The sequence below is a fragment of the Snodgrassella alvi genome (assembly GCF_002777745.1).
Taxonomy (GTDB): domain Bacteria; phylum Pseudomonadota; class Gammaproteobacteria; order Burkholderiales; family Neisseriaceae; genus Snodgrassella; species Snodgrassella alvi_D.
The window spans coordinates 49,046-62,216 of the sequence record NZ_MEIO01000066.1 but is presented as its reverse complement, the minus strand read 5'-3'; the positions used below and the strand labels follow the sequence as shown (position 1 = coordinate 62,216).

10 protein-coding genes are annotated in these 13,171 nt (G+C 44.1%); 4 read left to right on the top strand and 6 right to left on the bottom strand.

All coding sequences use genetic code 11. The features are described 5' to 3' along the window. Positions 1 to 9: 9 nt before the first annotated feature. Both BHC51_RS12120 and BHC51_RS12115 read right to left on the bottom strand, forming a co-directional pair. Positions 10 to 843 carry a segregation and condensation protein A gene (locus BHC51_RS12120; RefSeq protein ID WP_100124412.1) on the bottom strand — a complete coding sequence of 278 codons (834 nt, stop codon included), beginning with the start codon at positions 841 to 843 and terminating at the stop codon, positions 10 to 12. Positions 844 to 851: 8 nt separating this feature from the next. Continuing rightward, complete coding sequence (locus tag BHC51_RS12115; RefSeq protein ID WP_373885696.1) at positions 852 to 1,625, bottom strand: tRNA threonylcarbamoyladenosine dehydratase; 774 nt, start codon at positions 1,623 to 1,625, stop codon at positions 852 to 854. A gap of 103 nt (positions 1,626 to 1,728) precedes the next feature. Here BHC51_RS12115 and BHC51_RS12110 point away from each other — a divergent pair, with 103 nt between their 5' ends. After that, positions 1,729 to 2,193, top strand: coding sequence for a universal stress protein (locus tag BHC51_RS12110; RefSeq protein WP_100154148.1), 465 nt, complete (start codon positions 1,729 to 1,731; stop codon positions 2,191 to 2,193). A gap of 172 nt (positions 2,194 to 2,365) precedes the next feature. Here the strand turns inward: BHC51_RS12110 and BHC51_RS12105 are convergent, their stop codons facing one another. From BHC51_RS12105 to trkA, 4 genes are all read right to left on the bottom strand, one after another. After that, the gene (locus BHC51_RS12105) at positions 2,366 to 2,908 is read right to left on the bottom strand and encodes an isochorismatase family protein (RefSeq protein WP_100154147.1); all 543 of its coding nucleotides are present in this window, start codon (positions 2,906 to 2,908) and stop codon (positions 2,366 to 2,368) included. Positions 2,909 to 3,015: 107 nt separating this feature from the next. After that, on the bottom strand, positions 3,016 to 4,884 hold the full coding sequence (locus BHC51_RS12100; RefSeq protein ID WP_100154146.1) for a lytic transglycosylase domain-containing protein: 1,869 nt from the start codon (positions 4,882 to 4,884) through the stop codon (positions 3,016 to 3,018). A 50-nt stretch (positions 4,885 to 4,934) separates the two neighbouring features. Next, positions 4,935 to 6,440: a TrkH family potassium uptake protein gene (locus tag BHC51_RS12095; protein ID WP_180296509.1), complete on the bottom strand. Its 1,506-nt coding sequence runs from the start codon at positions 6,438 to 6,440 to the stop codon at positions 4,935 to 4,937. A 12-nt stretch (positions 6,441 to 6,452) separates the two neighbouring features. Next, the gene (trkA, locus tag BHC51_RS12090) at positions 6,453 to 7,850 is read right to left on the bottom strand and encodes a Trk system potassium transporter TrkA (protein ID WP_100124415.1); all 1,398 of its coding nucleotides are present in this window, start codon (positions 7,848 to 7,850) and stop codon (positions 6,453 to 6,455) included. 315 nt (positions 7,851 to 8,165) lie between these two features. On the opposite strand from trkA, the gene BHC51_RS12085 reads away from it, so the two are divergent. The 3 genes from BHC51_RS12085 to cysK all read left to right on the top strand — a co-directional run bounded on the left by BHC51_RS12085 (position 8,166) and on the right by cysK (position 13,170). Continuing rightward, a complete protein-coding gene (locus tag BHC51_RS12085) occupies positions 8,166 to 9,056 on the top strand; it encodes a M48 family metallopeptidase (RefSeq protein WP_100136221.1) in 891 nt (296 codons plus the stop codon). Positions 9,057 to 9,305: 249 nt separating this feature from the next. Then, complete coding sequence (gene acnB, locus BHC51_RS12080) at positions 9,306 to 11,891, top strand: bifunctional aconitate hydratase 2/2-methylisocitrate dehydratase (protein ID WP_100154145.1); 2,586 nt, start codon at positions 9,306 to 9,308, stop codon at positions 11,889 to 11,891. Between the two features lie 346 nt (positions 11,892 to 12,237). Then, positions 12,238 to 13,170, top strand: coding sequence for a cysteine synthase A (gene cysK, locus BHC51_RS12075; RefSeq protein WP_100099958.1), 933 nt, complete (start codon positions 12,238 to 12,240; stop codon positions 13,168 to 13,170). The last annotated feature ends 1 nt before the right edge of the window (position 13,171 follow it).

The window sequence follows — 13,171 nt, the reverse complement described above, 5'->3', positions numbered from 1 at the left end:
TGCTTGTCACTATGGAGCTGATTCATTAACCGGTGTTGAATCGGTGCCGGCTTCCACGCCAGCAGTCTGAATGGTAATCGGTTCTTCGGTACTATACTGGGTAATGTAGACAAGTCCTTCCTTTGCCAGTTCTAGTAATGCAATAAAGGTAGTGACAACCAGTGCCAAGCTATCGTTACGGCCGAAAAGTTCAGTGAAATAACAGTGCTGACGGGTTTGCAGATAGCGTAAAACAGCTGTCATCTGGGCGCGTACGGATAAGGTTTCTTTGACCACATTATGGCTGCGCTTGTGCTGGGCGCGTGCCAGAATCGCCAGCCATGCACGAGTTAGATCTGCTACCTGTACTTGCGGTGGCTGGGTAATGGCAACCAATTCTACCGGCAGCCACGCCCAGGCAAAATCTCGTCCTGCCCGGGGTAAAGCATCCAGTTCGGTGGCTGCCAGCTTCATCTGTTCATAGGCAAGCAGGCGACGTACCAGTTCGGCGCGCGGATCGGCAGCTTCTTCCTCGCTGGCGGGCGGGGTGGGTAGAAGTAACCGGGTTTTAATTTCAATCAGTACTGCTGCCATTAACAAATATTCAGCCGTTAAATCCAGTTCGTGCTGCTGCATCTGATGTATATAAGACAGATATTGCTCGGTTACCGTAAGCATAGGAATATCGAGTACATCGATATTTTGTTTGCGAATCAGATATAGCAGTAAATCCAGTGGACCTTCAAAACTCTGTAAAACTATTTGCAGTGCATCTGGTGGAATAAACAAGTCTCGCGGAATTTCTGTAACAGGCTGTCCGAAAAGCACAGCAACTGTTTTTTCCGCAGTAGTTTCTATACTCATGCTTATGTTCAGTTCTTGCACAGATGTTCCAGGCATGCTTGAGCACAACGCAGACCAAAGCTGGCGGTGACAACCATGGCAGCACCATAGCCAGCACAGGACAGTCCTTGCGGAGCAGTTTGTTCTGTATTACAGATACCTGCCTGAGGCAGGGTGATATTTTCGCTGGAATAGATGCAGGGTATATGCATTTTGTCAGTTGGCCGGCGACTGAATCCATGTCGTTTGCGTAATGTATACCGCATATTGGCCAGCATGCGGTCGTTGGTTACGCGGCTTAAATCAGCACACTGAATCAGCGCAGCATCTTTTTGTCCGCCCGCACCTCCTGAAACGATAAAAGATTGGTGCTGGGTGATAAAAAAAGCGGCCATTGCTGCTTTGACACGTACTTGATCGATAGCATCAATGACAAAATCAAATGGCTGGCTAAATATTTGGCTAAGATTGTCTGTATCTACAAAATCCTCTATACAGGTGACCTGACATTCGGGATTAATATCGGCAATGCGTTCTGCCAGAGCTTCGACTTTAGGCTTGCCGATCAGGCTGATTAAAGCTGGCAGCTGGCGATTGATATTCGATTCGGCCACGTTATCTAAGTCAATCAGTGTCAGAGCACCGATGCCACTGCGTGCCAGTGCTTCTATTGCCCATGAACCTACACCACCCACGCCAACTACACAGACGTGTGCCGAAGCGAAACGTTGCAGGCAGTCTTCGCCGTACAATCGTGCGATGCCACCGAAGCGGCGTTGATAGTTTGCTGAAAAATTGAATATCTGCGACACGTAATAAAATCCGGAAAGCCGTTTTAAGCAGGTAGTGGTATTATACTGTATCTGCTAAATGATTCGAATTGCTAAAAAGGATAAGGAGAGTTTCATGTATAAACATTTACTGGTGGCAGTAGATGGCAGCCATACTTCAGAAAATGCTTTAGATCATGCTATTGGTCTGGCCAAGAGTGAAGATGCTGATTTAACTGTTGTCAATGTAGCCAATCCAACTGAATATATGGCTCTGGCTCCTGAGTTTTTGCAACATGAAAGTTATGAAGCAGCTGCCTTGTCAGAGGGTAATACGGTACTGGATGCAGCGGTGGAAAAAGCCGAAGCAGCTTTGCCGGAGGGTAGGGTACATCGTCATTTGCTGATTGCCAACAAAGGGGCAAAAGAAATGGCACAGATGCTGGTTGATTATGCTGATGGGCATGGTAGTGATCTTATTATTCTGGGTACCCATGGACGTAGTGGTCTGATGCATTTACTGATGGGCAGTTTTGCTGAAACTGTTATGCGAGAGACTACTCTGCCATTGTTGATTATTCGCGATAAAATAGATAGCTAATTATAATCAAGTAGATAAGCGAAATTGAGCTTTTGAAAATTGCGATAGGTTTTGTATAGATAAAATCTGAATCGGCTTTAAAGCCGATTCAGATTTTTGACAGGTATTACTGTTATGCTATGAAACCGCACTTTTGATGTGAATCGTATTATTGCTGGATACACAGACTAAGTTAACGGATGTATTTTTTGTGAATCTCTCTGAATTGCGGGTTATTTGCACTACCTAACCATTCAAATGCAATCATTTCACGACTAACGATTTCACAACCACTGGCCTGCATGCGTGCCAAACCCAATTCAACATCACGTTGCCGACGTGAACATACAGCATCTGCAACCACAAAAACTTCATAACCATGTGCACGCAAGTCCAGAGCAGTCTGTAAAACGCAGATATGAGCTTCTATACCGGAAATAATAATCTGGTTGGCATGGTGCAGGCTGTCTTCAGTCAGAACACCGGCGGAAAATACGGAAAAACTTTGTTTCTGGACGATTCTGGCTTGTGGTGCAGCTGTAATAATTTCTTCTCGGGTCGCGCCAATTTTATCAACACAGTGCTCGCTGATTAAGGTAGGAATAGCCATATCATTTGCCAGTCCTGCCAGCCATATATTATTGGTCAGCAGTTCGTCTGTATTATTCAAGGCTGGTAACAGGCGTGTCTGTAAATCAATCATTAATACTGCGGAGCGTTTGCTGTCTAATAACATAATGTGCTTTCAATAATGGTTGAGTAATATGCATGTAAATTGTGCGATATATAGTAGTCGAAAGTTAGCTCAGGTTAACCAAGGCAAGGCCGATACCGGTAAAGCATTTAGCGCGCAGGCACTGTACCCATACGTTCTGTTAGTGTGGTTCGGGGCTCTCCAAAAAGATTGGCATAATAGGTAGTATTGGCCATTACGTTTTTGACATAGGTGCGAGTTTCATCAAAGGGGATGGTTTCGGCGTAAATAGCTCCTTCCAGCGGGATATTTGCCTGCCAGCGTCGGGCGCGACCTGGGCCGGCATTGTAACCAGCTGTAGCCAATACTTCATCGGCAAACTGTTTGCGTACATTGCTCATATACCATGTACCCATGCGGATGTTTCCGCGCATGGTATACAGCTCGTTGCTGTCCATACCCAGCCGTTTGGCTATATCACGGGCAGTAGCGGGCATAACCTGCATCAGGCCGGTAGCACCGACATTTGAACGAACGCCTATCATAAAGCGGCTTTCCTGCCGAATTAAGCCATAAACCCAAGCCGGATCGATGCCAGCTTGCTGGGCAAGTGGAACAGTTAATTCCTTGAATGGTGCAGGATAGCGCAGTTCATAGTTTAGTTGATTATCGGCTTTGTCTGCACTATAAATGCCCATCTCATAAAAGCCATTGCTTTCCGCCAATGTTGCAGCGGCAATCTGCGTATCATCGTTGTAGTTGCGTGTGGCATAGCGCCATTCCTGTTGTGCCTGACGACGCATTAGCCAGTTGTTCTCTGACTGTGCAGTCTTAAACAGGGTTAAAGCGCGGTAAATATTCCCGTCCGCTGCTATTTTACTTTGTACCGGCTGGCTGCTTTTGGCTACAGTGCTCTGGGTATTTGCCTTTCTGCCTAATGCCTCTTTCGCCAGCAGAGAGTAAAAGTTGTGTCCTCGTTGTGCTGTCTGCTCGAATATATTCTGAGCTTGGCTGTTTTGTCCGAGGGCACGATAACTGCGTGCCAGCCAGTATTGCCATGTAACTTGTTGTCGGAGTGCCGGTGGCATGCTGTGAATAATATTGCTGAGTTTTTGCCAGCGCTGTAAACGCAGTGCTGATCGGGCATACCATTCCCACATTTCATTATTCATCTGTGTTGGTTCGGCACGATCAAAATAATTTAGCGCATTGACGGCATTGAGGTTATAAGCCTGTGCCAGACCCAGTTGTGCCCAGCCAAAACCGGTTTGTTCTTTTGTTAAACTTGCAGATAACTGCTGTAAAGTAGTTGCCGCGCTGTCTTTACTGCGGTTTTCTTTCTTAATCACCTGATACAGTAATGCTTCCTGTGCTCCCTGACTACCACCCGTGCTGCTGCCAAGTGAGTCGGGTAAGGGGCTTCCCAATGCCTGAGCCAGATTGCGCGCATTGGTAATTTGATTCTGCGCTAATAAGTAGCGTACACGCCGCCAGCCATTTTGCGCACTGATTTGCTGGCGAGCTGCGGCCTGTTCCAACCAGCGATTACAGCCTTGCGGAAGATTGCCTGTTTCCATGCTCAAGCTAGCAAGTAAGTCTGAATCATTGTCTATGCCTGCCAATGCGGCGTAGCAGCGTGTTTCCTGATCTTGAGAATTCTTGTCTAGTAGGGCGTATTGCTGGTCAAATACATTCCAGTTCCCGCGTTTACCTAACTGCTGTAACCAGATATTGCGGATGCTGGTACTCATTGCACTGGTTGGCTGCTGAACAAGAAATTGTGCCGGCAGAACATCGTCTCCATTCTTTGCTGCTTTAAGAGCGTTCTGATATTGCTGGAAACTGTCGATAATTTTATCTGGGGTTTCTGTAGCCTGAGTGCCTGGCAAAATAGTATTGCCTGTATTCTTATTAATTGGCTGTAGGGCTACTTCATGTTGATTACTGCATGCTGTTATCAGCAGTAGGGCACCTGAAATCAGATGATGCTGTTGAATAGATAATTTTGATCTCAACATCGTTAGATGTTTAATTAATTTTTTTCCTTCAATTTTTCTCATAATGTAATTTATTTTTTCCAGTAGGCTGGTGTAAAGAGGATGAAAACAGTAAATATTTCCAGACGTCCAAGTAGCATGATGATGATGCATAACCACTTTTGTATGTCTGAGAGGAAAGCAAAATTATTTGTCGGGCCAACCGTACCTAGCCCAGGGCCTGCATTGGTGATACAGCTAATTGCCGCTGTAAGTGCAGACAGAAAATCCAGCCCGCTTATCATCAGAGCAAAGCTGAATAAAATGATGGTGATCACGTAGACAAATACAAAGGCCATTACAGTGAGCGCACGCCGGTCGGGAATATTGCTGCCGTTGATTTTTACCATGCTCACTGCATTGGGGTGTAACATTAAAAGCATTTCACGCAGGCTGAATTTGAACAGTACAATGGCGCGTACGGTTTTAATACCGCCACCGGCAGACCCCCCATTAGAAAGAATGTTTGATAGAAAAAACATCCATAATGAGGCTATTAAAGGCCATTTGGCAAAATCAGTATTAGAGTAACCGTTTGCCAGACCGATTGAAATCAGATTAAAACTAGCATAGCGAAATGCTTCGGCAAATGAATAAAAGCTGTGCCACCACAAATACAAGCTAATGCCCAGAATACTGAAAAACAGTACACACAGCAATACCCTGACTTCTTCGTCGCGCCAGTAATAGCGCAGTGATCGTTTTTGTAAAGCGTTAAAGTGATTGCTGAAATTTATTGCACCCAGAAGAGTGGCAATACTGAGAATAGTTTCAATCGAAACAGAGTTGAAATAGGAAATGCTATTATCGTGAGTAGAAAAGCCACCAAGTGAGAAAGCCGACATGGCATGACATACCGCATCAAACCAGCTCATTCCAGCTAAACGAAGTGCCAATAATGTTATTGCGGTAAACAGTACATACACACTCCATAAACGTTTGGCTGTTTCTGAAATACGCGGAGCCATTTTGCTGTCTTTATTCACTCCCGGTATTTCTGCCTTGAATAACTGTGTTCCGCCCACCCCCAGCATCGGCATCACCGCCACTGCCAGTACAATAATGCCCATGCCCCCCAACCAGTTGAGCATATGGCGCCAGAAGTTTAATGATGGTGCCAGTGTATCTAAACTGGTGATGATGGTGGCGCCAGTAGTTGTCAGGCCGGATATGGATTCAAAATAGGCATTGGTAAAACCTAGGCCGGGCAAGTAAATGTAAAACGGCAGACAAGCAATCAGAGCAAAGCCAATCCATAACATGAATACCAGTGTATAGCCATCACGCGGACGCAGTTCACGGTTATAACGCATGGTCAGTAACCAAGTAACTGCGCATACACTCATGCTGATGCCTGCGGTAAAGGCGAAAGCAGGAAATACATGATCCATGTACAGTAAAGAGACCACCGTTGGCGCCAGTAGCAGCAAGGAAAACAGAAAACCGGTTTTAGCCACAATATGCGCAGTTGGCGCAATTTTGTTGATAAAACTTGATTCCTTGTGATGTAAAGCAAAACGGTTGGTAAAGTGGCTCATAATGATGCTGCCTTAAGCAAAAAAGCCCAGTTTGACCTGAATCATTTTTTCCAGATCCTGAACAGCTCTGCGCCGAGCCACAAAAAATATAACATGGTCTCCATCTTCAAGAACTGTATCATGGTGATACATAATAATTTTCTCACCTCTCACCACTGCGCCAAAGTAACAGCCACCCGGCAGGCGTAGCTGCGACATAGTACGTCCTATTAGCTTGGAAGTATGGCGATCGCCATGCAGAACTACTTCAATTGCTTCCGCTGAACCACGGCGCAATGGATAAACTGCCATAATATCGCCCAGATGAACATGCGTCAAAATTGAGCCAATGGTAATTAAATGCGGAGATATCACGATATCGATGGCACTTCCCTGTAATAAATCAACGTAACTTGAACGATTGATAATCGCCATTACCCGCTTGGCTCCAAGGTTTTTAGCCAGCATTGCAGACATAATATTATTTTCATCATCATTGGTAAGTGCGCAGAAAACATCAATTTCATCAATATATTCATTTTCCAGCAGGCTTTCATCCGAAGCATTGCCCACCAGTACAAGTGTATTGTTGAGGTTTTCTGCCAGCCATTCAGCACGGTTTTCTCTACGCTCGATAATTTTGATATCCAGACGTGTTTCCAACTGTTTAGCTACGCGATAGCCAATATTCCCGCCGCCGGCAATCATAATTCGGCGGGTGCGTTTATTAATCGGCCGCAGTTCGCGCATGATATCTTCAAGATGTATAGTAGGTGTTAGAACAAAAACTTCATCATCTTCCAGCAATACAGTACTGCCGGTGGGTACTAGCAGGCGATTATTTCGATAAATCGCACAAATTTGACAATCCACGCCTTCTTCCAGATGCTGTTTGAGGGCGCTGATGGGCTGATTAATTAACATGCCTCCATTTTGAGCACGGATTACCAGCAAACGAATTTTATCGTGCGCAAAACGCAGAATTTGCAGGGCGCTGGAATGCAGCAACAGATTGGAAATTTGCTCAGTTACCAACTGCTCGGGGCTGATAGCTTCGGTGATATTGAATAAGTCCAGACTGGTTTTGTAATCATTGTTACCAGTTTCAAACTCAACAAAATCACTGTAACGTACCCGAGCAATGCGGTTTGGGGTATTGAATAAGGCATAGGCAATGCGGCAGGCTGCCATATTGGTTTCATCGCTCTGGGTTAATGCAAGAATCATGTCTGCGTCTTGAGCGCCAGCAGCAGACAGTACAGAAGGCCAGGCGCCATTACCTACAATAGTTTGTACATCTAGACGCTGATTGATTTTCTGTAAGGCACCCTCATTGATATCAATAATGGTGACATCATTATTGGTCATTCTGGCCAAATTGCTGGCGATGGTTGAGCCTACCTGTCCACAGCCGAGAATCAATATTTTCACGTTATTTACATCACCCGAGTGATAATCACCAGCATTGTAGCCTGTGTGCCAGCTGGTGCAAATATTGGTGTAAAACCGCTACACAATTATATATTTACTATTTTATGTATATATTAAATGTTTATATAGTTTAACTAGTGTCATAATATTTAGATAGCTGAATTTCAGTTAACTGAAATATTTCTATTTTGTTAAAATTTGTGTTAATAAATTAAAATAATACAATATAATAAAATAATATTTTACATTTATACTTAAATGTAAAATAATTAAAATTGATCATTTTTTAATTTGTTGCTTAATAATGGATAAATTATGTATTCAATCAGGCGGAAACTAAAATTAATAACTCTTTCAGCACTTTATATCGCGTTGGGCGGTTGTGCTCAGGTGGCTGATGTAATGGGTTATGATACACAAACGCTGAATGCCAGTGCGGCTAAAAGCTATACTAAAATGATGGGGCAGGCTAAGGCTGAAGGTGTAATTGAAACCAATACACCTGTAGCTAAACGGGTGCGCACAGTATTTCAGCGTCTGGTACCGTATGCCAATGCTGCCAATCAGACAGGTGTGCCATTTGACTGGCAGCTTAATGTGATTCGCAGTAATGAACCCAATGCTTTTGCCATGCCGGGTGGCAAAATGGTGGTTTATACTGGTATTGTTGAGCGTCTGAATCTTAGCGATGATGAAATCGCAGCGATTGTGGGCCATGAGATGACTCATGCTCTTCAGGAACACAGTAAAAAAGCCGCAGGACAGCAAATCCTTACCAGTACTGCTCTTGAACTGGGCAGTGCTGCGTTGCAGTCAAAAACAGGTGCCAATCCTAACAATATGGGATTATATAAAGATATATTAAATCAGTATGGTCTGACCTTGCCTTTTTCACGTCATCAGGAAAATAAAGCCGATGCTGGTGGCTTGCAATTAATGGCACAGGCAGGTTATGACCCAAATGCGGCTGTTACAGTATGGCAAAAAATGAATAAGGTTTTTGGCAATAATAGTGGTACAAGCCTAATTTCCACCCATCCGAGTAACGACGCACGCATTGCGGCACTGAAAAAAATGTTACCTGAAGTGTTACCTGTTTATGAGCAAGCCAAACTGAATAATAAAACTCAGGCTGCTAAAGCCAAAAATGTTCAGGGGGCCAATAATGTTCGCAAAGGAACAGATAAAAAGAAAAACCGTTCCTAAAAAACTGAATCAGTATAAATACATGGCATGTGCTGATTAAATGTTTTAAATTCATTTTTTATATTTGTATGGCAGCCTGATACAGGCTGCTTTTATTTTATTATTTTACATTTCCTAATCCTGACTACATCAGACTACAAATTGTTTCAATCGCCCGTGTTTTCGGTTATCATTCATATCATTGCATTAGTAATGCATAACAAATTTACAAGAAAAATTTAAAAAACCATTACATTAAGGACGTTCAAGATGTTAGAAGCCTATCGCGCAGCCGCCGCTGAACGTGAAGCACTGGGTATTCCACCTTTGCCGTTGACAGCGAAGCAAACAGAAGAGTTGGTTGAATTACTGAAAAATCCTCCTAAGGGGGAAGAAGCGTTTCTGGTTGATTTACTGTCACATCGTGTTCCACCTGGCGTGGATGATGCTTCTAAGGTCAAGGCTTCTTTTCTAGGTGCCATTGCTGAAAAAACAGTTAGCAGTCCTTTAATTACACCCACATTTGCAGTAGAACTGCTTGGCACAATGTTGGGAGGCTACAACGTACAGCCGCTAATAGAGTTTCTGGACAATGAAGAGCTGGCTGCTACGGCCGCCAATGCTTTAAAACATACTTTGCTGATGTTTGATGCGTTCCATGATGTGGAAGAAAAAATGCGTGCCGGTAATAAGTATGCGCGTGAAGTGATTGAATCCTGGGCAAATGCTGAGTGGTTCACAACCCGCGAAAAAGTACCGGAAAAAATTACTGTCACTGTATTCAAAGTAACTGGTGAAACCAATACCGATGATTTATCTCCGGCACCAGATGCATGGAGTCGCCCGGATATTCCTTTACATGCTCTGGCTATGCTGAAAAATCCGCGTGAAGGTATTCATCCGGATAAATCAGGTGAAGTTGGACCAATTAAACAACTGGCTGAACTGAAAGCCAAGGGTAATCTGGTTGCGTATGTTGGTGATGTGGTTGGTACTGGTTCTTCACGTAAATCAGCTACCAATTCGGTAATCTGGCATACTGGGCAGGATATTCCTTATGTACCAAATAAACGCTTTGGTGGTGTGTGTCTTGGTGGCAAAATTGCGCCAATCTTTTTCAATACTCAGGAAGATTCAGGGGCGTTACCTATTGAAGTTGATGTATCAAAACTGGAAATGGGTGATGTGGTTGATATTTTGCCGTATGAGGGCAAAATTATTAAAAACGGCGAAACCGTTGCCGAATTTGAACTGAAATCTCAGGTCATTCTTGACGAAGTTCAGGCTGGTGGTCGTATTAATCTGATTATAGGTCGCAGCTTAACTGCGAAAGCTCGTGATGCCTTGAGTCTGGAACACTCAAAAGTCTTCCGTTTGCCACAATCTCCGGCACCGAGTACAGCAGGTTTTACTCTGGCACAGAAAATGGTTGGCCGCGCCTGTGGTTTGCCAGAAGGACAAGGTATCAGGCCGGGCACTTATTGTGAACCACGCATGACTACGGTTGGTTCACAAGACACGACAGGCCCGATGACTCGGGACGAACTTAAAGATCTTGCCTGTCTGGGTTTCAGTGCTGATCTAGTGATGCAGTCCTTCTGTCATACGGCAGCCTATCCAAAGCCTGTGGACGTAAAAACCCATAAGGAATTACCGGTATTTATGTCCTCACGCGGGGGAGTTGCCCTGCGTCCGGGTGACGGTATTATTCACTCATGGTTAAACCGTATGTTATTGCCGGATATGGTAGGTACCGGCGGTGATTCACATACCCGTTTCCCGCTGGGTATTTCATTCCCGGCTGGTTCTGGTTTGGTAGCCTTTGCAGCGGCCACTGGTGTCATGCCGCTGGATATGCCTGAATCTGTACTGGTACGCTTCTCTGGCACTATGCAACCGGGTATCACCTTGCGTGATTTAGTTAATGCTATTCCCTTGCAAGCCATTAAAGAGGGCTTGCTGACCGTAGCCAAGGCCGGTAAAAAGAATATTTTCTCCGGCCGTATTCTCGAAATCGAGGGTTTGCCGGATTTAAAAGTAGAGCAGGCATTCGAGCTTACTGATGCTTCTGCTGAGCGTTCTGCCGCTGGTTGTACTGTAAAACTGCACAAAGAACCCATTGCAGAATATTTGAAATCCAATATTGTGTTGCTGAAAAATATGATTGCTGATGGTTATGAGGATGCCCGTACCCTGCAGCGACGTATCCAGAAAATGGAGCAATGGCTTGCAGAACCGAAATTACTTGAGGCAGATGCTGATGCTGAATACGCTGCCATTATTGACATCAATATGGACGAAATCAAAGAACCTATTTTAGCTTGTCCTAACGATCCAGATGATGTGAAAACCTTGTCTGATGTTGCCGGTACGCATATTGATGAAGTATTCATTGGTTCTTGTATGACTAATATTGGCCATTACCGTGCAGCGTCTGCTTTGCTTGATGGCAAAACCGACTTACCAGTACGCCTGTGGGTAGCTCCACCTACCAAAATGGATGCCAAAGAACTTTCGGATGAAGGCTATTATGGTATTCTTGGGCGAGTGGGTGCGCGGATGGAGATGCCCGGCTGTTCTTTGTGTATGGGTAATCAGGCTCAGGCACGAGAAGGTTCAACTGTGGTTTCCACTTCCACCCGTAATTTCCCCAATCGTTTGGGAAAAAATACCAATGTATATCTAAGTTCGGCTGAACTGGCGGCAATCTGTTCTAAATTGGGACATATTCCAAACATTGATGAATATCGTGAAAATATTGCTATTATTAATGATAAAGGCATTGAAATTTATCGCTATATGAACTTCAATGAAATACAAGACTATGTAGATGTAGCGGCTAAAGTTGACGCTTAAGACAATGTATTTATAGTATTGTTGTAGAAAGACTACCGAAAGGTAGTCTTTCTTATGGGTACTTAATCTCAAAAATGATGTAATCACAGAGTTAATAAAATGATAATTGCATTAACTATCAATTGCAGCGTGAGGTTATGTGAATAAATCTTTGTATTACTGCTATAATAAGTTACTCCATTCTGGAGCAATAATCTTAATAAAATTAGGGTTTTAATACGAAGCTAAAAATCTGCTCAAAGCCTATATAAATATTAATTGTATCAACTCGCTGATAAATTATTTTGGCTGGTTCTGGTTTTAATCTATGATGATAAAAACAGTTTCTCATGACGAAGGATAAAAAATGAATATCGCCTCTAGCATTACTGACCTGATTGGTAACACTCCGCTGGTGAAACTTAATCGTTTAAGTGCTGGTTTGCCCGGCAAACTGGTGGTCAAATTGGAATTTTTTAATCCGGGCAACAGTGTTAAGGATAGAATTGCTGCCAGTATGATTGATGCGGCGGAGAAGGCGGGTAAAATTCATTCTGGTACTGTAGTTGTGGAGCCCACTAGCGGTAATACTGGTATTGGGTTGGCTATGGTGTGTGCAGCTCGGGGCTATAAGCTGATAATCACTATGCCGGAAACGATGAGTAAAGAACGGCGCATGTTATTGCGTGCATTCGGAGCCGAACTGGTTTTAACGCCTGGTGCAGAAGGAATGTCTGGTGCTATTGCCCGTGCACAAGCTTTTGTGGATTCTGACCCAGAAAAATATTTCATGCCGCAGCAGTTTGAAAATCCTGCCAATCCTAAAATTCACCGTGAGACTACTGCACAGGAAATATGGCATGATACCGATGGCAAGGTTGATATCTTTGTCGCCGGGGTAGGTACCGGTGGCACCATTACCGGCGTTGGTGAAGTTCTGAAGGAAAAGAAACCTGATGTGGAGGTTTATGCAGTAGAACCGGAAGCTTCGGCAATATTGTCTGGTGGTTGCAAGGGGCCTCATCCGATACAGGGAATCGGCGCGGGTTTCGTACCTAAAATTCTGAATACCCATATTTATGATGGAATCATTCAAGTGCCCAATGATGTATGTTTTGATACAGCACGTGCTATGGCATCGAAAGAAGGGATTTTGGTCGGTATTTCTTCTGGTGCAGCAGTGTGGGCAGGCTTGCAGTTGGCGGCAAAGCCGGAAAACCAGAACAAACTGATTGTGGTTTTGATTCCTTCCTATGGTGAACGTTATCTGTCAACACCATTATTTGCCGATTTGGCTTAGG